The organism is Shewanella sp. 553 (assembly GCF_059338375.1).
In genome coordinates this window covers 3,182,959-3,204,892 of record NZ_CM181701.1, presented here as the reverse complement: position 1 = coordinate 3,204,892, position 21,934 = coordinate 3,182,959, and the positions used below count along the sequence as shown (strand labels likewise).

The window sequence follows — 21,934 nt, the reverse complement described above, 5'->3', positions numbered from 1 at the left end:
AGTGAGGCGAAGCCTCAGTACTAATGTTCAAACGAAGTTTGGGTAATCAAAGGAGTCAAGGTGATGACTCCACATCTCTACCCGTTAAACATCATAATCCAATACTGGTGCTAGCCAGCGCTCGGTTTCTTCTATGCTCATGCCCTTACGCACGGCGTAATCTTCCACCTGATCGCGGCCAATATTGGTCACGCCAAAGTAGCGTGATTGCGGGTGAGCAAAATACCAACCCGATACCGCGGCGGTGGGGAACATGGCGTAGCTTTCGGTAATATCAAGCCCAATGGTTTCATCTGGCTTTAGTAAGTCCCATAACAAGCCCTTTTCGGTGTGATCTGGACAGGCGGGGTAACCCGGCGCTGGGCGAATACCTTTGTATTTTTCGCGAATGAGTGCCGTGTTATCGAGATCTTCATCGGCGGCGTAGCCCCAAAACTCTTTACGCACTCGCTCATGCATGCGCTCGGCGAAGGCTTCGGCCAGACGGTCGGCTAAACATTTGAGCATGATGGCGTTGTAGTCATCGTGGTTGGCTTCGAAACGGGCAATATGCTCGTCGATACCATGACCTGCGGTGACGGCAAAACCGCCCATGTAGTCGGCCACGCCTGAGTCTTTAGGGGCGACAAAATCAGCCAAACAAAAGTTATCATTGCCTACGCGCTCTATCTGCATCCGCAGGTGGTGGGTCGTCATCTCCACTGTTGTGCGGGTTTCGTCGGTGTAGAGCTCAATATCATCGTGGTTAACGGTATTGGCAGGGAACAGGCCGATAACCGCCTTGGCGGTGAGCCATTTTTCGTCGATGATCTGCTTAAGCATGGCTTTGCCATCGGCGAATAGCTTACGGGCTTCTTCACCGACCACCTTGTCGTCCAAGATTTTCGGGAAATGGCCATGCAGTTCCCAGCTACGGAAAAACGGGGTCCAGTCGATACGCTCGACTAAGTCTTCCAATGGGTAGTCATCGAACACCTGACGCCCTAGTTGATTAGGGACAAATGGGGTGTAATTGGCCCAATCGTGCTGGCAGCGGTTGTCGCGCGCGGCGGCAATGGGGATGATCTGTTTGCGTTTTTCTTGTGAGTTACGCTTGTCGCGCATCATCTGATATTCATCATAGGTGGCATCGATGGTGGCTTGACGCGTCTCATTGCTGATAAGTTTCGATACCATAGGCACGGCGCGTGATGCGTCGGCAATATAGATGGCGCCCGTTGGTGCGTGGGGCGCGATTTTAACCGCGGTATGAATTTTCGAGCAGGTCGCGCCGCCAATGATCGACGGGATAGTAAGCCCCGCCTTATGGAAGGCTTTAACGTTGTGCACCATCTCATCGAGACTCGGGGTGATTAAGCCTGACATGCCGATGATATCGACATTTTCCGCCTTGGCGACCTCGATGATCTTCTCAACGGGGACCATCACCCCAAGATCGATCACCTCATAGCCATTACAGGCCAGCACCACGCCGACGATGTTCTTACCGATATCGTGCACGTCACCTTTAACAGTGACCATCAAGATTTTACCGTTAGACTGACCTTCGACTTTTTCCAGTTCGATATAGGGGTTTAAGTAGGCGACCGCTTTTTTCATTACTCGCGCCGATTTGACCACTTGGGGCAAAAACATCTTGCCCGAACCAAAGAGATCGCCGACCACGTTCATGCCATCCATGAGCGGCCCTTCAATCACATCCAGTGGCCGAGTCGCCTGCTGTCTTGCTTCTTCGGTGTCTTCATCGATAAAGTCGGTAATGCCTTTCACTAGGGCATGGGCAAGACGTTTGCTCACCTCCCAGCTGCGCCACTCTAAATCTTCTTTCTTAGCCACTTGGCTGCCATCACCGCGAAACTTCTCGGCGACCTCAAGTAGTTGCTCGGTGTTATTTGAATCTGCCACTGGGCAGGGCAGGTTTTGCACTACCGCTTCAACGCGCGCTTTTAACTCGCTGTCGATATCGTCATAAATCGCCAGCTGACCTGCGTTGACGATACCCATGTCCATTCCCGCTTGAATCGCATGATAGAGGAACACGGCATGAATCGCCTCACGCACCGGGTTGTTACCACGGAATGAGAACGACACGTTCGATACCCCGCCCGAGATCATCGCGTGGGGTAGGGTGCGTTTGATCTCACGAGTGGCTTCAATAAAGTCGACAGCGTAGTTGTCATGCTCGTCAATACCGGTAGCAATGGCGAAGATGTTGGGGTCGAAAATAATATCTTCTGGCGGGAAGCCCACCTTATCGACTAACACCCGATAGGCGCGGGTACAGATCTCGATCTTACGTGCCTTGGTGTCTGCCTGACCTTGCTCATCGAACGCCATGATGATGGCCGCGGCGCCATAACGTTTAACCAATTTGGCGTGGTGAATAAATTGCGCTTCGCCCTCTTTCAACGAGATGGAGTTGACTATGCCTTTGCCTTGAATGCACTTAAGGCCTGCCTCTATCACCTCCCATTTAGAGGAGTCGATCATAATCGGCACCCGGCTGATATCGGGCTCAGAGGCGATAAGGTTAAGGAATTTCTGCATCACCTCGACGCCGTCGAGCATGCCTTCATCCATGTTGATGTCGATGATCTGGGCGCCGTTTTCTACCTGCTCACGTGCGACGCTGAGGGCGGTTTCATATTCGCCATTTTTGATCAGCCGTAAAAAGGCAGCCGAGCCGGTGACATTGGTGCGCTCGCCCACGTTCACAAACAGCGAGTTGGCATCTATGGTCAGTGGCTCAAGCCCCGACAAGCGGCAAGCCACTGGGATGTCTGGCAGCGCTCGCGGCGCATGGGAGATTACCGCCTCGCGAATGGCGCTAATATGGGCCGGTGTACTACCACAGCAGCCGCCAATAATGTTTAAAAAGCCCTCTTGTGCCCACTCACCGATAACGCTTGCCATCTCTTCGGGGCTTTCATCATAGCCACCAAACTCATTAGGCAGCCCCGCATTGGGGTGCGCCGACACATAACATTCGGCAATTTTTGACAACTCTTGCACGTAGGGGCGTAGCTCTTGCGGGCCAAGGGCGCAGTTAAGGCCAATCGACAGTGGCTTAACGTGGCGCAGCGAGTTGTAAAAGGCTTCGGTGGTTTGCCCTGTGAGGGTGCGGCCCGAGGCATCGGTGATGGTGCCTGAGATCATGATGGGCACGCGCAGCTCAAGCTGTTCAAATACCGTTTCTATAGCAAACAACGCGGCTTTGGCGTTGAGGGTATCGAAGATGGTTTCCACCATGATGATATCGGCGCCGCCTTTAAGCAGCGCCTCAATCGACTCAATATAGGCATCGACCAGCTCATCGAAGCTGACATTACGGTAACCGGGATCGTTAACATCTGGGCTAATCGAGCAGGTGCGGTTGGTGGGGCCTAGTACCCCGGCAACATAACACGCACGCCCCGTTTCTGCGCTGACTTCATCGGCCGCGGCGCGGGCAAGACGCGCGCCTTCAAGGTTAATTTCAACAGACAGATCTTGCATCTCGTAGTCGGCCATGGCGATACGAGTGGCGTTAAAGGTATTGGTCTCGATGATATCGGCGCCAGCGAGTAGGTACTGTTTATGGATATCTTTGATAATGGCTGGCTGAGTCAGAACCAGCAGATCGTTATTACCTTTGACATCGCAGGGCCAGTCTTTAAAACGCTCGCCGCGAAAGGCGGCTTCCTCAAGCTTATGATCTTGGATCATGGTGCCCATGGCACCGTCGAGGATTAAAATACGTGATTCGAGCTGCTCGCTGATCTGCGCTGTTATCTGTCTTATTGGGGTAACAGGGGGTCGGGTCGCCATAAAATTCTACCTATATCCTACTCGATGCATGTTCACGACTGCTGATGCAGTGCGACGAGGGTGTGATCACCCTGCTATTATTTTTAGATGTATAAACGTATAGACGTCTATAGTAATTGCTATAGTAAGCGACTTATTAGGCTTAGGGCAAGTCAAAAGAGTATCAGTTTTCCCCCTCGTTAGCCCAGTGGCTTATAGGCTGCCGCTTAGCCTGTGGGTGATGTTTGTTTTGGCGCAATTGCAGCCCGCGGGGCAGTGTGACCCATATTGCATTGGCGCGCCGTCTCGGCGTATGCTGCCACGGCATGACAAATATCAAGGTAAGCCAATGACACAAACGATTTTTTATTTAATGCGCCATGGTCAGTGCGAGGGCGGTAATGTGCTGCGAGGCCGAAGCGACCTGCCTTTGAGTGAGCTGGGATTTGCCCAGATGCAACTGGCCTGTGCGACTAAATTACCCGAGACGATAGATGCGCTGGTGACCTCCCCCCTAAGCCGCTGCCAAGTGTTTGCCGAGTATTATGCCAATAAACAGCAGTTACCTTACTCAGTTGAAGCGGGTTTGATGGAGATTGATTTTGGCCGCTGGGACGGTGAGGCGCTTGACACCTTGTTTGCTGAGCATAGAGAGGCGCTTAACGCCTACTGGCAAGATCCTTGGCGCGCACCATTGCCAGGCAGTGAGCCGCTAGATGCCTTTGAGCAGCGTATCGAGACCTGTATCGAGCAAGTGTTACATAGGCACAGTGGCAATACCCTGCTGCTTATCACCCATGGTGGAGTTATCCGCCATTTGATGGGGCTGGCGCTGGGGATCCGCGGCGAAGTCGGCTTCTATACCCAGTTAAGTCTCGATTATGCCAGTGTGGTTAAGTTAAGCCACTTGGTCGATAACGATGGTAAAGGCTATTGGCGCTTGCATTGGAGTTAATGGTTAAGCTCAATGTTGGGGCGTTAGTTATCAGCGTTTGTCGTCAACCAGCGCGGCAAATACAAAAGGTGGTTTGCCTCTTAGGGGAAATACCGCATAATAGCCAACAATTTTAGGTGTCTAGCATACAGATGACGCCGAGCGTAAGGTGTTGAGCAGCGACTCACTTAACGTGGGTCGAGTAACTCAAACTTAATAGGGAATTGGGGAGTGACCTAAGGTCATCAGCCCAAACTGTGCCCGCAACTGTGAGTGTGTTGAGTAAGGCAATTGGCCTTGTCTGCAACCACAAGTCAGGATACCTGCCTTACGCTATAGCCTAATGACTCAAGCGGGTGACTTGAGGGAGCTAAAGATGAACAACCGACTTGGGGCGTTAGCCCCGCTTGGCAGCGGCAGGTCGACACCTGCGCGGTCGCAACACACTTTACCCTATTACTTTGCGGCTTGGATGATGAGCCTGTGACGTCAATCCCTATGGCGTTATCTGCCCAACACCTTAGTTGGCACGCGGGCGAGCGCGCCATTTTGGCTGATGTCAGTGTCGAACTGCCCCAAGGCCAAATGCTGGGGATCATCGGCCCTAATGGCGCCGGTAAATCCACCTTACTGCGCTGTCTATATCGTTATTTGACCCCAAGCCAAGGGGATATCACCTTATTTGGCCGAGCGGTGGGCGACTTTTCGGCGCGATCCTTTGCCCAGCAAGTGGCGGTGGTGCTGCAAGACACGCCGCACCATTTTGACATGACCACGGCGCAGCTGGTGGCGCTAGGGTTGACGCCCCATAAGGGGGCGTTTTCGCTCACCAGCGACCAAGACAAGCACGATGTGCGCCGCGCCTTAGCCACAGTAGGTTTAACCGCGTTGGCCGACCAAGGGTATGAGCAACTTTCTGGCGGCGAGAAACAACGGGCGTTAATCGCCCGCGCCATAGTGCAAAAGCCCAAGCTGTTGATCCTCGATGAGCCCACTAATCATTTAGATATCCGTTATCAAATACAGATCTTAGAGCTACTGCGTAGCTTAGAGATGACGGTGGTTATCTCGATCCATGATCTTAATTTAGCCAGCGCCCTGTGTGACCAATTGCTGCTGCTCGACCAAGGCCACGCAGTTGCCCAAGGCCGCCCCAATGAGGTGTTGACCGAGCAGCGTATTGCAGAGGTCTTTGAGGTGTGCTGCCAAGTGAGCCCGCACCCCCAACACGGTAATCCGCAAATTAATTACTTTTATGGCTACCATAATGTCACCCAAGGGGAGAGGCCATGATGCGCTCGTCCGGATTATCGGCCAGCGAGCGCCTTTGGCGCGGCCTGCTATTGGTCACAGGGTTTGGGGTATTAAGCCTAATGACGCCGCTGTTAGCCGCCAGTTTTGGTGCGGCGCACATCGACTTTAACCAAGTGGTCGATGTGGTGCTGGCCACCGTTGGCGGTGAGCGTCCAAGCAGCGTCACCGCCCGCATTGTGATGGAGCTGCGGATGCCGCGCATCGTGCTGGCGTTTATCGCCGGTTTTGGTTTAGCCATCGCCGGCGCCGTGCTGCAAACTGTGACCCGCAATCCACTGGCCGACCCTTATCTTTTTGGCATATCTTCTGGCGCCTCCTTTGGTGCCGTAGTGGTGCTTACCCTGTTTGGCGGTGCGGGCGCGCTATCGAACGCCTTATCCATATCATGGCTTGGCAGCGTCAGCCTGCCGATGGGCGCCTTTATTGGCGCCAGTCTCGCAGTGCTGATGGTATTGGCCTTGTGCGGCCGCGCCATGAGCACTCAAATCGAGCGCATGCTGCTTTCTGGGGTGGCGATCTCCTTTATGTTTGGTGCGCTTACCAGTTTATTACTCTATTTTTCGGGCCCTCAGGCGGCCGCCTCTGTGCTGTTTTGGAGCTTGGGCAGTTTTGCCAAGGCCAGTTGGTCTGGCTTGGGGCTGCCCTTGTTGGTGGTGGCAGGCGCAACTGTGATCATCTTGCTGTTTAAACGCCAGATAGTTGCCATGAAAGCCGGTGATGAAACCGCCCACACTTTAGGGATCGATGTGCAGCGCCTGCGCCTAGCCATGTTGCTTTTGTGCTCGTTAATCACAGCCGTGCTGGTGGCTAACTGTGGCGGAATCGGCTTTGTGGGTTTGATGATCCCGCATATGGTGCGCCTGTTGCTGCCTGGTCGCTTCGCCTTGTTGACCACAGGGTTGGTGGGCGGGCTGTTTATGATCTGGGTCGATGTATTAGCCCGTTGCTTGCTGAGTTACCAAGAGCTGCCTATCGGCATTATTACCGCGGTGATCGGCAGTGTGTTTTTCTTGTTTATTTTAGGCAGCAAGCGCCGCGGCTAAAGGCGAGGCCAGCTGCAGACCCGTTAAGGATATAACCCATGTTTAGCGTAACGCCGGTGAACCACCAATTTGATGGCGAGATTCAGCAAAAAATCGATTGTAAAACCAAGCCATTAGGCGCATTGGGCCGACTCGAACCCTTGGCGCTGCAAGTGGCGCAGGTGCTGGGGGCAACGTACCCGACTATTAAGCAGCCTAAGCTGCTGGTGTTTGCCGGCGATCACGGTATTGCCAGCGCGGGCGTGTCGATTGCCCCTAGCGAAGTGACCACTCAGATGGTGCTTAATTTTCTGCATGGCGGCGCGGCCATCAATGTGTTTTGTGCCCAAGCAGGCTTTGAGATGGAGGTGATCGATTGTGGTATAGCCCATCCAGTTACAGGCCATGAGGCGCTTATCGATCAGCGCCTTGGCGCCGGCACGCGCGCGTTTCATCTCGAGGCGGCCATGTCAGCTTCCTGTGTTGAGCAAGGCTTTGCTATGGCGAAGGCGCGGGTGGCCTTGCATCATGACAATGGCACTAATCTCATTGCTTTTGGCGAGATGGGCATTGGCAATACCTCCTCGGCGGCGGCGATTATGGCGGCGCTCTTACCTGTGGATGTCGCCGCTTGTGTTGGGCGCGGCACTGGTATCGACAGCGAAACCTTGCAGCGTAAACAGGCCTTAATCACTCAAGCCATACAGCTGCATCAAGGGCAATTAAACACACCACAGCAGATATTGGCGGCGCTGGGCGGCTTTGAAATTGTGCAGATGACCGGTGCCATGTTGGCGGCGGCCGAGCTGAAAATGCTGATCTTGGTCGATGGCTTTATTGCCACCACAGCCGCATTACTGGCGGTGACCATCGCCCCTGCGGCGCGTGATTACATGATTTTTGCCCATCAATCAGATGAGGCTGGACATCAGTTGATGCTGCAACATCTGCAAGCTAAGCCGCTATTACAGTTAGAGATGCGTTTAGGTGAAGGCACGGGGGCGGCGCTGGCCTTACCATTAGTGCGCGCTGCTGCGGCGTTTTATAACGAGATGGCGAGCCTGCAAGATGTTGGCATCGCGATTTAATCCATTTAACCAGCGATTTAGAACATTGCACTAAACAGGGCAAGCAGACGGGAGTGAAGCAGATGCTGCATAAAGAGTTAAGCCTATTTTTGATTGCCATGGGCTTTTTTACCCGCATTCCTATGCCTCGCTGGGTCGAGGTTAACGGCCAGCGGCTCAATCAGGCGAGCCGTTACTTTGGCTTGGTGGGCGTGCTGGTAGGGGCGATAAGCGCGCTGGTTTATACGCTGGCCAGCATGGTGCTGCCCAGCAGCGTTGCCATCATCTTGGCGATGGTAACCAGTGTGCTGGTGACTGGCGGCTTTCATGAAGATGGCCTCGCCGATACCGCCGACGGTTTTGGCGGTGGCTGGACGCTGGCAGATAAGCTCAACATCATGAAAGACTCGCGGGTCGGCACCTATGGCGTGTTGGCCTTAGTGTTTGCGCTGTTGTTTAAGTTTGTGCTGCTCAGCGAAATCGCCCTGTATCAGGCCGATTTAGTGGCGGCGGCGCTGATAGTGGCCCATTGCCTTAGCCGAGTCGTGGCGGCGTCGCTGATTTTTTCTGAGCCTTATGTGCGTGAAGATGCCAGCAGTAAGAGTAAGCCGCTGGCACAATCGCAAACCGTCAATGAGTTGCTGATATTGCTGGCCAGCGGAGTGATCACCTTATGGGTGGCGGGCATCGCCAATGCGCTGAGTTTGTGCGCCTTGCTGTTGCTGGTGCGTTATCTGCTTATCCGCGGTTTTAGGCGTCAAATTGGTGGCTACACGGGCGATACCTTAGGCGCGGCACAGCAGGTGGCAGAGCTTACCTGTTACCTGTTTATCTTGGCCATCACCCTATGATCCATTTGGTATTAGGTGGTGCGCGCAGTGGTAAATCCAGCCATGGTGTGGCGTTGGTATCGCACTATGTTGCCCGCGGCGCCGAGGCGTTATTTATCGCCACTGCCCAGGCCTTTGACGATGAGATGACGGCGCGGATTGCACGTCATCAAGCCGAGCGTGCGGGCGATGAGATTGCGTGGCGCATGCTTGAGTGTCCACTGGATTTAAGTGAATGTTTGGCTCAGCAGGCTCACGTTAAGCAGGTGATCTTAGTCGATTGTCTTACTTTGTGGCTGACCAATCAGTTGCTCAGCGACGAGCACGACTGGCCGCAGGTGAAGGCGCAGTTGCTGGCAACCCTTACGGCGCTCCCGGGCGATGTTATTTTAATCTCCAATGAGGTGGGCAGCGGCATAGTCCCAGCCGATCCCTTGAGCCGGCGCTTTGTCGATGAAGCCGGTTGGTTGCATCAGGCGATAGCGGCCCTTGCCGATGAGGTAACCTTAGTCACCGCTGGCCTGCCGATGCGCTTAAAGGGATAAGCAATAAGATGATGAGACGATGAGTCAATCCAATAACAATGCTATGCAAAATAAAGCCGTGGCCAACGTCTTGATGGTGCAGGGCACCACATCAGATGCGGGCAAGAGCACCTTAGTGGCTGGCCTGTGTCGTTACTTTGCCCGTAACGGGGTCAAGGTGGCGCCCTTTAAGCCGCAAAATATGGCGCTAAACAGCGCGGTGACCGCCGATGGTGGTGAGATTGGCCGCGCGCAGGCGTTGCAAGCGGTGGCCTGTGGCTTAGCACCGCACACCGATTTTAATCCTATTTTATTAAAGCCAAGTTCCGACACCAGCTCGCAGGTGATAGTGCAAGGTAAAGCCCTTTCCCATATGGACGGTCAAGCCTATTTTGGCAAAAATGCCGCAGGGTATCGCACCAAGGCGATGGCAGCTGTGCTCGACTCGCTATCAAGGTTAACGGCGCAGTATGAGCTTGTCATGGTCGAGGGGGCGGGGAGCCCAGCAGAGATCAATCTACGTGAGGGCGACATTGCCAACATGGGTTTTGCCGAAGCGGTCGATTGCCCGGTTATCTTGATCGCCGATATCGATAAAGGCGGCGTGTTTGCCCATATCGTTGGTACCTTGGCCTTGTTGTCCGACTCTGAGCGTGCGCGAATTAAAGGGGTGGTGATTAACCGTTTTCGCGGCGACATTAGCCTGCTGCAATCAGGATTAGATTGGCTAGAAGCTGAGATCAATAAACCTGTATTAGGGGTACTGCCTTATCTAAATGACCTTTATCTGGACGCCGAAGATGCCCTAATGGTCGCACCGCAAAAATCTACTCACCCTAAGTTTAAGGTGTTGGTATTGGTGTGGCCGCGCATTAGCAATCATACCGATTTCGATGCCTTGCGCTTACACCCTGATATTGAGTTTAGTTATTTAACCGTCACATCTGCGTTTGATGGCACGGCGCCCCAAGCGGACCTGATTATTTTGCCCGGCAGCAAGAGCGTGCGCCAAGATTTAGCGACTATGCTGGGTAATGGCTGGGACACATTGCTGCAAACTCATCTTAGGTATGGCGGCAAGATCATTGGGATCTGCGGCGGCTATCAGATGCTGGGGCTGGCCATTGACGATTCGTTAGGTGTCGAGGGCGAGGCTGGCGAGAGTGAGGGGCTGGGGCTTTTGCCGCTGGTCACCGAATTAACCGCCACTAAGCGTTTGGCGCAGGTATCGGGCGTATTGAATTTGCTAGGCGAACAAGCCAAGGTGAGTGGGTATGAGATCCACTGTGGTCAATCCCAACATTTAGGCCAGGGGCAAAGCCTACTGCGTCTGCGCGCCGATGATGGCAATCATGGGGTTGATATCGAAGATGGCTATTTATCCGCCGATGGGCAGATATTGGGCACTTATCTGCATGGCATTTTTGATCAGCCCAAGGCGTGCCAGCTACTGCTGCGCTGGGCGGGAATGACCCACGCCCCCGCCATCGATATCGATGAGCTTAGGCAGCAACAGTTAGATCGCTTAGCCGATATGTTGGCCGAAAATATGGACATGGATAAGCTGCATCAGCTCATCGCTGGCGTCTAAGCCCAGTATAAAATGAGCCCAATATAAGTAAGGTGAGCTGAGCATTAGCTTTAAAAATTAACCCAATTACAAGCCGTTACATCACGGCGATACCACACAAGAGACAAAGATGATGACGGATATTAACAAGGGTGAAAACAATCACCAGAGCAGCACTGATAACAGCCCTGAGCGCGATCACGACAGCAGAGAGCAGGATAAAGCCGAGCGTCATAAGGCGCGCCAACAAAAAGTGAAGGCGGCGGTCGATGCCAAAATTGCTCAGGCGCAAACGGAAAAGGGCGTGCTGTTAGTGTTAACCGGTAACGGCAAAGGCAAGTCAACAGGCGGCTTTGGCAATATTACCCGCGCAGTGGGTCACGGCAAAAAAGCCGCCGTGGTGCAGTTTATCAAGGGCAATTGGCCTTGTGGTGAACGCGCCGTATTAGAAAAAGTCGGGGTTGCGTTTCATGTTATGGGCACAGGCTTTACCTGGGAGACACAAGATAAAGCCAAAGACACCGCCGCGGCGCAAAGCGCTTGGGAAGCGGCCGAAACCTTGCTTAAAGACGACAGTATCGACATTATTTTACTCGATGAGCTGACCTACATGGTGAGCTATCACTATATTGAGCTCGAGCGCGTCCTTGAGGCACTTAAAAATAGGCCGCCGATGCAGCATGTGATCATCACTGGCAGGGCGTGCCATCGCGCCATTATTGAGTTAGCCGATACTGTGAGCGAAGTGCAGCCGATAAAACATGCCTTTGAGGCCGGAGTAAAAGCGCAAATCGGATTTGATTATTAAGTTAGAGAGATGTTTGGACTAGTGAATTAAAGGCTAAGGTACTTTTGCCCCAAAGTGTGCTGGTCTTGGAATGAAGAACGATGACATTTGTTTGAGTAGCGGCTGGCTGCATTTTTATTTATTGATGTGCTTTGAAGACGCACCTTAATGGCAATCTATCACCTGCGGTGAGCTTATGTGCAAACACTTCTGCGACACGGTGAGTGAAGCGTAGCTTCGCGCTAACGAACGAGAGGCATGGACGCCGAACTGGCTTTTAGACATGGACGTTGTTCAAGCACAATCCCTGTGGGCTCTACGCCAGCATCCCTGCTGGCAAAGGCCGCAGCCGCGTTTACACTTGGTATCGAACGTTTCTTCGATTTGGCTGCATTTGGTGTGAATTCAGAGTTAAAAGCTAACGTGCTTTTGCCCCATTATGATCTAGAACAATTACTCATTCGAACTTTGTGTTTCTGTGTTTACCTTATATTTAATAATGCGGAAAGCAAAAGATAAGGCCCTAGTAACTTGTCTTGTAGTATGCCTTAAAGACTATCAAGAGGGCTTATGACCCCAGTATGATGGCCACCAATCACATGGGTATATATCTCGGTTGTTTTGACATCACTGTGTCCCAATAACTCTTGGATGGTACGAATGTCATGCCCTTTGAGTAATAAAGATGTTGCAAATGAATGGCGAAAAGTATGGGCGGTAACGCGCTTATCTATACCACTGTTAGTGGTAGCTTGCCTTAATGCACGTGAAAAAGCCGTTGGATGAATATGGTGTCTGCACACGTAGTTGTCACTTGGGTGCATACAACGGCGGCTAGCAGGAAAGATATATTGCCAATGAAACTTAGAGGCGTTACTGCGGTATTTTCTGATGAGAGAGATGGGCAATGAAGCAAGTCCAAAGCCATCAGACAAATCCGTCTCGTGGAGCTTTTTTACCTGTTTTATTTGTGACTTTAGAGCATCAATCAATCCGTTAGGTAGCATACAAACTCGATCTTTTTGCCCTTTACCTCGGTACACAAAGATAGATTTAGTGGTTAGATCAATATCTTTTACCCTAAGTTTTAGGGCTTCCTTTAATCTTAGGCCTGAGCCAAATAGGATGGCACCAATTAAATAGTGGTAGCCTGACAAATTGCTGATGATCAGTTTTGCTTCTTCGTTAGACAATACCTGCGGTATTCGTTTAGGGGCTTTTGCATAGGGAAATTGTAACTCATTGGGCTCAACTTTTAACACATGGCGACAAGCAAATACAATGGCACATAGGGCCTGTTTCTGGGGGCTCGCCGACACTTCACACTCCACAGCTAAAAAGCAGAGAAATTGTTCAATCAAAGCGGGGGTTATATCAGCGCCATGACGAATATTGCAATGTCGAATGAAATAACGGTTCCAATAGAGGTAGGATTTTTCTGTTTGATAGCTGTAATGGCGTACCCTGATCTCTGTCCGTATAGCCTCCAAAAATGTTAATTGCCCCATAACCGTTACCTTACTAGCATACTGTATGTATATACAGTTATAGTTGAAGTTAAGATAATTACTATGAAAAAGATGCATAAATCGTTTGATTGGCGCATCGATAATACTAACTTTTAAACATTAACTCATTATTATCAATAGTTTGTAATATATATAAAAGTGTTATGCAGACCTCGTAAACACCTATGCATCTTTTTTATCTGCTAAATTGTCATGTTTAACCTGTATTTTTTTTGTTAGAAAATATATTTACAACAAACACTTACAAGTGATATTTTGACGAAGAGACTTACAAGAAAGCAGGAAGTTATCCTGCTGCTAATCAATAAGCTGTTAGGGCAACAAGGAAGCACAGATGGAAGAAAAGCTCCACACAGAATTAATTGAGAAAATCGAAGAGCTAAAGGGCTTAGTTAAGAGATTTTCGACCTCTTCTCTTCTTAATACTGTTGCAATGGAGTTACGCAAACATTCCTTTCCTGACCAAGAAAACTCAAGGCTTGTATCCCCAGCTAAGCAGTGCTTCTATCTGATGGGAATAATGCAGCAGACAGAAGAACCGTGCGAACCACAAACACTCGATGAAAAGTCCACCTCCAAATTAATAGACAGTTTGAACGAAGTATTTCAACTATATGCTTTAATCTTCTGGCCTTCTGAAGAAGAAAAGGACGACCTCTCGGAGGAGTGGCACAGGTGTAGAGAGGTTGCTATGCCAGCATTCCTACACTATTTCAATACATCTCTGATGGCGTCAGTTGAGCAAGTTGCAAATCGCATCAATGAAGGTTTATTACGTTTTGATCAGGATATAACTGATCATATTGGCTTATCGATATCCAGTTGTCTTGATATTTGCAACTTAATAGCCAAACTCCAACAAAATAAACTGGATCAATTATACCTGGACGCTGAAAAGGAAAAGGAGCTTAGGTTGGGGCTTCTTGATGCAGCAGCTAGTGAAGGCTGGAGTGAGCAACGTCTAAAAGAAGAAACAGCCAAGTCAGAATATTCTAGCTTTATACCTAGATTCTTAGAGCACATGAATAATCTGTTTTCATTTAAAACTGACGAACTAGATCATAGCCAAGAGGAAATAGGAAAGTTTTTAACTTATTTCTCTTTAAAACGAGGCGCGGGAATTGAATTTACCTATATAACAGAGGAAAACCCTGCCGAATCAAGACCGATTATAGAATCAAATGATAGCAACTACTTTTGTCCATCTATAAATGCTCTATTCACTTCGCTTTTAAATCAGCTTGAAACGATTGTCCTAAATAGCGAAAAGCGAGATAGATTTCTGCATCACAGAGATATGCTTTTGGAGAAAAGTGGTGAGGGTCTTTTTCTCGACTTATTAAAAGAAGAGGCTATAGCTTACAGCGGATTATACGAAACAGCGGATTTACATCACGAACATGACTCCATAATCGTGAGTGGTAGAAACCTTTTTTTAGTAGAAGCTAAGGCATCTCCACCAATAGAGCCCTTTAGAGATCCTGAGAAGGCGTACACGAGGATAAAACGGCACTTCCGCAGCAATAGAGGCATCCAGAAAGGGTTTGAGCAAGCAGAGAGAATAAGGGGACAATTAGCGAAAGGGAGCGAGGTCAGCCTCTATGATGGTGACTCGAATCTTGTGTTAACTCTCAACCCTGATGATTTTGACAATGTTTTTTCCATCTGTTTAACAAGGGACGATTACGGCCCGTTAGCAACAAACCTAAACTTATTATTGGAAAAAAGCGCTGAGGCTCCTTATCCATGGGTGATAAATCAGTTTGATCTGGAGTCATTAGTTCAAGGATATAAGCATCTAGAGTTAAAAGAAGAGCACTTGGTTACATATTTGAACGAAAGGATTCAGCTTCATGGCAAGCTTTTTGGCACAGATGAATTGGAATATGTTGGATTTGGACTAAAACATGGTGGGCTTAAAGATGTTATTGAAAAAGATGCGGATCTAATCTTTCTTTCTCCAGATTACTCAGACATTTTTGACGAAATATATCTTTCAGAGAAATCCGGTGAAAAGGTAAAAATAGATGTAACAAGGCCGGTCCTAATGGATGCTAGAGAGGGGATATTTGGCCGAAAGAATAACTCTAAAAAAAATATCAGTACTAAAAGCAAGAACAGCAAAAGAAAGAATAAGAATAAAATTGCAAAACAATCCCGTAAGAAAAACAGGAGAAAGAAGTGATATCCCTAACATATCATTTCGGCAGCCCTAACAAGGCGCTGCTGTCGGACAAATTTTCCGCTGCGCTCCAAATTTTCCGCAGAGCGCGGCGTTAAGTGTTAATCGTAATAATTTTACTATGGAGAATTTAATTGGCTAAAGAATGGATTGATGTTGTTGATACAGCCGTCAAAATTGGATTAGGTGCGTTGATAACTGGTTTTTTTACTTATGTTGGCATTAAGTTTACTAAAAAATCTGAAATGAATAAATTTTCTATTGAGCATAAGACAAAATTATTAGAAGAGCTCTCAGGAAACATAGAAGAGTATTTTTCATTTTGGGATTTATATGTTTCACAAGCATCAGGTATTGCACGAAAAAGGTCTTTGACTGAAAAGGAAGATGAAGAAATAACGGAAGCTCAAAAGAAGGCCATGTCTACTAGGAATAAAGAATTGATTGCTGCATGGTCACTAAGAGAAAAGGCTATCGCAAAATTAAGGCTCATTAATGCAACTGAGGCTGCAGAAGAGTTAACTGCTTGTAAAGCGCTAGAAAAAGAAATCAGAGATCCTATAGTTTTTGAAAACTTGTTTCCTCGGCATGATGAAATTGAAATCTATCGTGAAAAAGCTAAAGTACAAAAACTTAAAGTACATAAATGTTTAGCCAGCTTTTACGAATATGTTCACACTTAACAAGCGCATTAAATCTGACTCCGTAAACTTGTCGTCTTTTTTGCTAAGGGACGCAAAAAAGTCGCCAAATTTACTCCGCAGTTTATGCGGGCGTTAAATGGCAAAGGCTGATATGAGCGAACCTTATGATTTATTGGAAGAGGTGAAGGATGAGAAAAGCTTTCTGCTCTTCGTGAAATCTCTGATAAAGGATCGGGAGTCTCCTGGGGATTGGGAGAATAACTCCATTAGTGACTTTTTGGAATCTTCAGTGGCTTGGGCTGAGGATGCTGATTTCGGTATTAATCAAGACTCTGAATTAAAGACAAATAAATGGAAGCAATTTGCAGTTTTTCTATACTGCGGAAAAATTTATGAATAATCAGCATTTAACAAGTCAAGGCATCAGGATTGCAAATAGCTGCGCTCGTACCGAGCTTCAAGCTATTTGCAACCTATGCTTGAAGCGTTAAACAATAGGAGTAAGTCAGGAATGAAGTACGTTGCTCCACAAATTTCTTTGGAAGCGTTTCACTGCCCGTACTGTGGAACATATTCACACATGAATTGGTCCTGGTTGTCGACTCACGAAAAACGCACCGATTATCTCGAGGCGAAGTGTGCTCATTGCCATGACAGCAGCCTTTGGCGGGCAACTGAAGTGGAAATGGCTGGCTTTTACCCGGCGGCAAAAATTGGGGAGATGCTCTTTCCGGACTTTGGTCTTGCACCACTTCCCGAACAGGATATGCCGGAAGATGTTGCCACTGATTACTTAGAGGCAGCCCGTATCTTTTCCAAATCACCCCGTGGTGCAGCAGCACTTCTGAGGTTGGGTCTTCAAAAATTATGCAAACATCTTGGCGAAGAAGGTAAGAACATCAACGATGATATTAGGGCTTTAGCTGCGAAAAATACCGTTCCTCCGCTTGTTGTAAAAGTTGCGGATACTGTGCGTCTTACAGGAAATAATGCAGTTCATCCCGGGGAGATGTCTGACCAAGACTTCGACCATATCGCTGAGAAAATGTTTGATTTGCTGAACTTTATTGTAAAGAAGGGCATAACTGAGCCGAGGGAGCTTGAGGCATTGTACTCAATGACCCCCGAAGGTCCGCGAAAAAGTGCAGAAGCTAAAGACGCAAAGTCAAAAAACGTTTAACAAAGCCAGGCATCGCGACGTCTACTACATTGCGGCTGCGCCTCCATTTCGTAGCCGCGCATGCTGGCGGCGTTAGCAATCTTCACAAATAATGGATCTATGAATGGGAAAGTACCATAACGACCAACCGATACAGGGTGGTCCCAATGACCCTGATTTACTAAATAGACTCGACTTTGCCAACCATTTAGCAAATGTACTTCTATTGAATCATGATGATGATTGTTTAACTGTTTCTTTGGAAGGGGAATGGGGTTATGGAAAAACGTCAGTAATAAACCTTGTCAAAGGCGCTTTAAATGAAAAAGAATCTGCACCAATTATTATTGAATATAACCCTTGGCTGGCTGGCAAGCCAGAATCGTTAATTCAGGATTTCTTGCTTCAATTTTCATCACAGCTAAATATTAAAGATAACTCTGAGGTAGCCCTAAAAGCTGCCAAGGAATTAATTGCATATTCAAGCCTTTTTAGCGTCGCTAAGCTAGTTCCTGGTGCGGAGCCTTGGGCGTCAATTGTTGAAAAAGTATTTTCTAAGTTTGGAAATTCAACCAAGAAGATTGCAGAGCTGAAAAAACTTGATTTACTGGGAAAAAAGAAGAAGGTTGTATCTGCGATAGAGAAAATAAAAACACCAATAGTTGTTGTTATAGATGATATTGATAGGTTGACACCATCTGAAACATTTCAAGTCCTACGTCTTGTTAAGGCTGTAGCAGACTTTTCTGGAACATCTTTTCTGTTGGCGTTTGATTCAAACTATCTTATCTCTGTTTTAGATAAGAACGACATAGTAAATGCCTCTGAATACATCAACAAGGTAATACAGCTTAGGGTGCCTCTACCTGTAATCTCAGAACGAGGTATGAATGAGCTTGCAAATGTTGAGCTGGAAAACTTAAGCGATAAAAACCTAACTGATAGATTTGAAAGTGACCAAGAGAGGTTAAGCTGGATCTATCATAATTATTTCAAACATGTAATCAAAAACCCCAGGGAGCTAAAAAGATTCTTTAATCACTTGAGGTTTGTTCTGGAGCAGGTTGAAGGCCAGGTTTGTTTTTCAGACCTTTTCTCGTTATCGATAATTGCTACTAAAGCCAATTCTGTATACGAGCATATCAAGAACTCGCCAGAAGCTTACATCGGAAAAAGATTTTCCAATGACGGTCTTATGATGGATAAGCCAGAAGAAGTAGTTGAGTCATTTAAGGATGAACGAGCTTGTATCCTCAAAGTATTTAGCGAAAGAGATCGTAAATTACTAGAGGACCTTCTTGGTGATACCTTCCCGCTTCTGGATTCGGGAGGATATTCTCATTATGGTGTTTCCGATACAGATTCCGCCGGTCGAGTGTCTGCCCTTCAAAGGCTTCATGTTGCATTTCACTACAAAACACCAATAGGATACCTTTCAGATCAGGAGATTCTTGACTTTATCTCTGGAGAAATTGACAGAGCAGAATTTCTTGAAAAAGTGATTTCTGAAGACGCCGAAGATCGATTCTTTGAGATGATGACGAATTATGCGAAAGAATGCGGTGACAATAGCTCTGATATTCTGGCCAGTATTTACGATGCACTTCTTAATTCTGACAAGCTAATATCGTCTCTAGAAAGTAATTATGGCTTTATGTCCAAGGATCTATATCGCCAAATGAATTGGCTGACAAATAAGGTTATATCTGAGAGTGGCAATAAATATACATTAATCAAATATTTGGTAGGTAGGGAAAAAAGCGCCCCTTTAGCAGCCGACGTTCTGTATAAAATTAGAGATCAGCTGCACGGGAAAAACCATGATGAAAAATGGATCACTGAACAACAGCTAGAAGAGCTTGAAGGTAATTATCAGGAGGTGGCAATTAAAGCTCTTACTGAAAGGGCGTTCATCAACAACCATCTTGAATCACACATTTTCTACGAATTGAAAAGATCCTCAAATGAAAAGACTTCTGGTTTTATGTCAGAAATATTGAGAAATGATAATGGCGTAATTAGAGCGGCTGAAATTATTGGCAACTCAGGCAGTGACTCTACTAACGGGCCTTACGTTCAGATTGATGAGAAAAACTTTAGCGATGTCATTGATTTAGAGGCGCTTAGAGATCGAGCCAAGGAAATAGATATTGAAAATCAACCAATTCATATTCAGGCAATACTAAAAAGTATTCTTGACGGAAAAAAATACTACCTCAGAGATGGAGAGCTAGGAGAACGATGGTAGCCACAATTGCTAACAAGGCGCTGTTGTCGGACTGGTTTTCCGCTGCGCTTCAAACCAGCCGCAAAGCGCGGCGTTATGCCTAAGGTGTCAACTATGGAATATTGCAAAGTTGTTGAGAATTGGAAGCTCTTTGCCGACGCAGTAAAAAAGCTCGGTGGTGAAGCTAGCGTGTTGTCGATTCATGAACCTGCTACAGAAGCAGAACTCACAATTGTAGAAAACAAGATTGGTTGCCAAATACCGCCTTCTTTAAAGGAAGTTTTAATTAACTTTTCTAAAAAAGTAGAGTTTAGATGGTTCATGCCAGATGATTATGAATTTGAGAACCCGCTTTCAGAAATATTTTCTGGTGACAGACATTGGTCTTTAGAGTGGTTAATTCAATTTAACGAAGAAAAAAATGGTTGGAAAGATGAAGTGTTTTCAAACATTGAAGATCCATATGATGCTGTTTGGCATGGCAAGTTTGCGTTTCAGGAAGTAGGTAATGGTGATTACTTAGCCATTGATACTTCCCAAGACGGAAAGGAGCCTGTTGTGTATCTGAGTCACGACGATGGTGATGGCCATGGAATAGAAATAGCAAAAAACTTTAAAGAGTTTCTGTTCCTATCTAGTCGTTTAGGCTGTGTTGGAGCTGAAGATTGGCAATGGTTACCATTTGTCGAAGAATCAAAAGCGTACATTAACCCTGATTGTGAAAATGCAAAAAAATTCATGGTAGCATTGGGTGTTAAGGCATGGCAAGGTATTTAAACGGAACAAAAACAGTGGGTTACGTTTCGCTTCGCTACACATTTTAACCCACAATTTTTGTCCGCTTAACGCGGCGTTATAAGTAAATCAAAAGTCAGGAGCTACAAATGGATATTAATGCTACTTCACTAGGTCAAATAATTGCCCTTATTATTTTTATTATGCCGTTAATCTTATCTTTAAAGTCAAAAGCTGTATCCGGTTATCATAAACTGGCTTGGTTCTTTCTGACTTTGTTTTTTTCTTGGTTAGGCTTCCTTGTATTTTATTTTACGATTGTTAAAGCTAAGTCGTATGAAAGTGGTAAAAATCATTCATAGTTATAGAAAATAAATAAATAGATAGAGAAATAAATAGACATATATGGACGCCCCCGGTTAGTCAAGGCTGTACTTCGCTAACCGAGGCGGTTTTGCCTTAGTTTCTATTTGTTCTGGGCTCTCGTTCAGTGCTTATTGATTGACTCTTTCGCTTTAAACAACGCTTTTAAAAGTAGCGAATACATAGACAGGCATAGTTAATGCTCTAGCCAAAAGAGTTTGCCATCCGCATCATAAAACTCACTATTCGACTCAAATAAACCGTTTTTCTTATTCATAAATAACAGTAGGCGTTGAAAGTGTATTTGCCGATGTAGGGCATGACAATGTGTATTGATATTGGTTAGGAACTTAGTTATGTTGTTGATTAATAACGGCTGGATATCTATTGGGTAATATTTATAACAAAGGAATTAATATGTCTAAAAATTGGAAATGCCCCAAATGTGATTGTTGTGATTATGATACGGATACTATTGCAACGACGGGAAGTGGTTGGTCTAAAATATTTGATATGCAAAACCGAAAATTTACTGCTGTAATTTGCACTAACTGTACTTATACCGAATTTTATCGCGGTAAGACGAGTGCCTTAGGTAATATTTTCGATCTATTCACTAATTAATCAAAGCTGATAAAAGTTAAGTGGACGCCATCCATGGGCTCAATCTTGTTTGGCTTAACATTGAAGTCCACCGTTTGGCTCTTTTAAGGGCAATTTCATTTGGCCATTGCCTCTAAGGTTAACATTGGGGATGGGGACCGGTACCTGAAAGTGATGTTATTCTGCCTACTCTATCCAAGTGAACAGGACGCGGTTTATGATCAGTTGCGCTAATTATGACTACATAGAGATAGTTTGCTTGTTTAATTATCCTGTCGAAATCACATTAAAATCGGGTGAGGCCATCACAGGAAAAGCTATTGATACCGCAAAAAATCATCAAGGTGAAGAGTGCATAAAACTCAAGATTGAACACGATAATTTATTGGTTGTTTTAGACTCGATGGCAAAGCTAACGATTGTCGTTGATAACCCCCATTTTAAGGAAGTTTTATTCGACTAAGTCGGCAGCGGCTTCGTTCAGAAGTATCTGCACATCCCCAGCTTATGCAGGTCTGTTTCCACCACCGAGCGTATAGCGATATACTCCTGACCCAGAAAAAGAACCTATGCTATTGCTTATGTCTGGCTTGGATTGCTGCACCATCAGCAGCTTCTAGCTAGCGGCCGAGGATTGAGGTAAGCAGCGCGAGATGCG

Annotated in this window: 20 protein-coding genes and 1 riboswitch; of the genes, 18 read left to right on the top strand and 2 right to left on the bottom strand. The window is 47.2% G+C overall.

The window, feature by feature from the left end; all coding sequences use genetic code 11:
* Positions 1-84: 84 nt before the first annotated feature.
* On the bottom strand, positions 85-3,807 hold the full coding sequence (gene metH / locus AC5YBZ_RS14215) for a methionine synthase (protein WP_494543089.1): 3,723 nt from the start codon (positions 3,805-3,807) through the stop codon (positions 85-87).
* A gap of 328 nt (positions 3,808-4,135) precedes the next feature.
* On the opposite strand from metH, the gene AC5YBZ_RS14210 reads away from it, so the two are divergent.
* The 9 genes from AC5YBZ_RS14210 (at position 4,136) to AC5YBZ_RS14170 (ending at position 12,353) form a co-directional block, all read left to right on the top strand.
* Positions 4,136-4,741 carry a histidine phosphatase family protein gene (locus tag AC5YBZ_RS14210; protein WP_494543088.1) on the top strand — a complete coding sequence of 202 codons (606 nt, stop codon included), beginning with the start codon at positions 4,136-4,138 and terminating at the stop codon, positions 4,739-4,741.
* Between the two features lie 153 nt (positions 4,742-4,894).
* A riboswitch (cobalamin riboswitch) is annotated at positions 4,895-5,065 on the top strand.
* A 153-nt stretch (positions 5,066-5,218) separates the two neighbouring features.
* On the top strand, positions 5,219-6,013 hold the full coding sequence (locus AC5YBZ_RS14205) for an ABC transporter ATP-binding protein (RefSeq protein WP_494543731.1): 795 nt from the start codon (positions 5,219-5,221) through the stop codon (positions 6,011-6,013).
* Complete coding sequence (locus AC5YBZ_RS14200; protein ID WP_494543730.1) at positions 6,013-7,077, top strand: FecCD family ABC transporter permease; 1,065 nt, start codon at positions 6,013-6,015, stop codon at positions 7,075-7,077. The genes AC5YBZ_RS14205 and AC5YBZ_RS14200 overlap by 1 nt, the downstream gene beginning before the upstream one ends.
* 38 nt (positions 7,078-7,115) lie before the next feature.
* A complete protein-coding gene (gene cobT / locus AC5YBZ_RS14195) occupies positions 7,116-8,144 on the top strand; it encodes a nicotinate-nucleotide--dimethylbenzimidazole phosphoribosyltransferase (protein ID WP_494543087.1) in 1,029 nt (342 codons plus the stop codon).
* Positions 8,145-8,206: 62 nt separating this feature from the next.
* Entirely contained in the window at positions 8,207-8,974 is a 768-nt protein-coding gene (locus tag AC5YBZ_RS14190; protein WP_475514787.1) for an adenosylcobinamide-GDP ribazoletransferase, read from the top strand.
* Positions 8,971-9,498: a bifunctional adenosylcobinamide kinase/adenosylcobinamide-phosphate guanylyltransferase gene (gene cobU, locus AC5YBZ_RS14185; RefSeq protein WP_494543086.1), complete on the top strand. Its 528-nt coding sequence runs from the start codon at positions 8,971-8,973 to the stop codon at positions 9,496-9,498. The genes AC5YBZ_RS14190 and cobU overlap by 4 nt, the downstream gene beginning before the upstream one ends.
* A gap of 19 nt (positions 9,499-9,517) precedes the next feature.
* Complete coding sequence (locus tag AC5YBZ_RS14180) at positions 9,518-11,068, top strand: cobyric acid synthase (protein WP_494543085.1); 1,551 nt, start codon at positions 9,518-9,520, stop codon at positions 11,066-11,068.
* Positions 11,069-11,177: 109 nt separating this feature from the next.
* Complete coding sequence (cobO, locus tag AC5YBZ_RS14175) at positions 11,178-11,855, top strand: cob(I)yrinic acid a,c-diamide adenosyltransferase (RefSeq protein WP_373317383.1); 678 nt, start codon at positions 11,178-11,180, stop codon at positions 11,853-11,855.
* A 237-nt stretch (positions 11,856-12,092) separates the two neighbouring features.
* A complete protein-coding gene (locus AC5YBZ_RS14170) occupies positions 12,093-12,353 on the top strand; it encodes a hypothetical protein (protein ID WP_494543084.1) in 261 nt (86 codons plus the stop codon).
* 29 nt (positions 12,354-12,382) lie between these two features.
* Here AC5YBZ_RS14170 and AC5YBZ_RS14165 read toward each other — a convergent pair whose 3' ends face one another.
* Positions 12,383-13,342, bottom strand: a complete 960-nt coding sequence (locus AC5YBZ_RS14165) for an integron integrase (protein ID WP_494543083.1) — start codon at positions 13,340-13,342, stop codon at positions 12,383-12,385.
* 355 nt (positions 13,343-13,697) lie between these two features.
* Here AC5YBZ_RS14165 and AC5YBZ_RS14160 point away from each other — a divergent pair, with 355 nt between their 5' ends.
* The 9 genes from AC5YBZ_RS14160 to AC5YBZ_RS14120 all read left to right on the top strand — a co-directional run bounded on the left by AC5YBZ_RS14160 (position 13,698) and on the right by AC5YBZ_RS14120 (position 21,739).
* On the top strand, positions 13,698-15,548 hold the full coding sequence (locus AC5YBZ_RS14160; RefSeq protein WP_494543082.1) for a hypothetical protein: 1,851 nt from the start codon (positions 13,698-13,700) through the stop codon (positions 15,546-15,548).
* 131 nt (positions 15,549-15,679) lie between these two features.
* On the top strand, positions 15,680-16,228 hold the full coding sequence (locus tag AC5YBZ_RS14155) for a hypothetical protein (RefSeq protein ID WP_494543081.1): 549 nt from the start codon (positions 15,680-15,682) through the stop codon (positions 16,226-16,228).
* Positions 16,229-16,325: 97 nt separating this feature from the next.
* Positions 16,326-16,589: a DUF7660 family protein gene (locus tag AC5YBZ_RS14150; RefSeq protein WP_494543080.1), complete on the top strand. Its 264-nt coding sequence runs from the start codon at positions 16,326-16,328 to the stop codon at positions 16,587-16,589.
* Positions 16,590-16,700: 111 nt separating this feature from the next.
* Entirely contained in the window at positions 16,701-17,369 is a 669-nt protein-coding gene (locus tag AC5YBZ_RS14145) for a DUF4145 domain-containing protein (protein WP_494543079.1), read from the top strand.
* Positions 17,370-17,472: 103 nt separating this feature from the next.
* Entirely contained in the window at positions 17,473-19,596 is a 2,124-nt protein-coding gene (locus tag AC5YBZ_RS14140) for a KAP family P-loop NTPase fold protein (RefSeq protein WP_494543078.1), read from the top strand.
* A 93-nt stretch (positions 19,597-19,689) separates the two neighbouring features.
* The gene (locus AC5YBZ_RS14135; RefSeq protein WP_494543077.1) at positions 19,690-20,352 is read left to right on the top strand and encodes an SMI1/KNR4 family protein; all 663 of its coding nucleotides are present in this window, start codon (positions 19,690-19,692) and stop codon (positions 20,350-20,352) included.
* 107 nt (positions 20,353-20,459) lie between these two features.
* Entirely contained in the window at positions 20,460-20,672 is a 213-nt protein-coding gene (locus AC5YBZ_RS14130; protein WP_475514784.1) for a hypothetical protein, read from the top strand.
* Between the two features lie 418 nt (positions 20,673-21,090).
* Complete coding sequence (locus AC5YBZ_RS14125) at positions 21,091-21,297, top strand: zinc ribbon domain-containing protein (RefSeq protein WP_110457298.1); 207 nt, start codon at positions 21,091-21,093, stop codon at positions 21,295-21,297.
* Positions 21,298-21,493: 196 nt separating this feature from the next.
* Positions 21,494-21,739, top strand: coding sequence for a Rho-binding antiterminator (locus AC5YBZ_RS14120; RefSeq protein WP_494543076.1), 246 nt, complete (start codon positions 21,494-21,496; stop codon positions 21,737-21,739).
* Positions 21,740-21,934: the final 195 nt, after the last annotated feature.

Coding starts and splice junctions, on each gene's coding strand:
- AC5YBZ_RS14190 (WP_475514787.1), top strand. CDS start 8,207: ATGCTGCATAAAGAGTTAAGCCTATTTTTGATTGCCATGGGCTTTTTT.
- AC5YBZ_RS14125 (WP_110457298.1), top strand. CDS start 21,091: ATGTCTAAAAATTGGAAATGCCCCAAATGTGATTGTTGTGATTATGAT.
- AC5YBZ_RS14130 (WP_475514784.1), top strand. CDS start 20,460: ATGGATATTAATGCTACTTCACTAGGTCAAATAATTGCCCTTATTATT.
- AC5YBZ_RS14140 (WP_494543078.1), top strand. CDS start 17,473: ATGGGAAAGTACCATAACGACCAACCGATACAGGGTGGTCCCAATGAC.
- metH (WP_494543089.1), bottom strand. CDS start 3,807: ATGGCGACCCGACCCCCTGTTACCCCAATAAGACAGATAACAGCGCAG.
- AC5YBZ_RS14200 (WP_494543730.1), top strand. CDS start 6,013: ATGCGCTCGTCCGGATTATCGGCCAGCGAGCGCCTTTGGCGCGGCCTG.
- AC5YBZ_RS14180 (WP_494543085.1), top strand. CDS start 9,518: ATGAGTCAATCCAATAACAATGCTATGCAAAATAAAGCCGTGGCCAAC.
- cobU (WP_494543086.1), top strand. CDS start 8,971: ATGATCCATTTGGTATTAGGTGGTGCGCGCAGTGGTAAATCCAGCCAT.
- AC5YBZ_RS14170 (WP_494543084.1), top strand. CDS start 12,093: ATGGACGCCGAACTGGCTTTTAGACATGGACGTTGTTCAAGCACAATC.
- AC5YBZ_RS14165 (WP_494543083.1), bottom strand. CDS start 13,342: ATGGGGCAATTAACATTTTTGGAGGCTATACGGACAGAGATCAGGGTA.
- cobO (WP_373317383.1), top strand. CDS start 11,178: ATGATGACGGATATTAACAAGGGTGAAAACAATCACCAGAGCAGCACT.
- AC5YBZ_RS14150 (WP_494543080.1), top strand. CDS start 16,326: ATGGCAAAGGCTGATATGAGCGAACCTTATGATTTATTGGAAGAGGTG.
- AC5YBZ_RS14145 (WP_494543079.1), top strand. CDS start 16,701: ATGAAGTACGTTGCTCCACAAATTTCTTTGGAAGCGTTTCACTGCCCG.
- AC5YBZ_RS14135 (WP_494543077.1), top strand. CDS start 19,690: ATGGAATATTGCAAAGTTGTTGAGAATTGGAAGCTCTTTGCCGACGCA.
- AC5YBZ_RS14205 (WP_494543731.1), top strand. CDS start 5,219: ATGGCGTTATCTGCCCAACACCTTAGTTGGCACGCGGGCGAGCGCGCC.
- AC5YBZ_RS14160 (WP_494543082.1), top strand. CDS start 13,698: ATGGAAGAAAAGCTCCACACAGAATTAATTGAGAAAATCGAAGAGCTA.
- cobT (WP_494543087.1), top strand. CDS start 7,116: ATGTTTAGCGTAACGCCGGTGAACCACCAATTTGATGGCGAGATTCAG.
- AC5YBZ_RS14210 (WP_494543088.1), top strand. CDS start 4,136: ATGACACAAACGATTTTTTATTTAATGCGCCATGGTCAGTGCGAGGGC.
- AC5YBZ_RS14120 (WP_494543076.1), top strand. CDS start 21,494: ATGATCAGTTGCGCTAATTATGACTACATAGAGATAGTTTGCTTGTTT.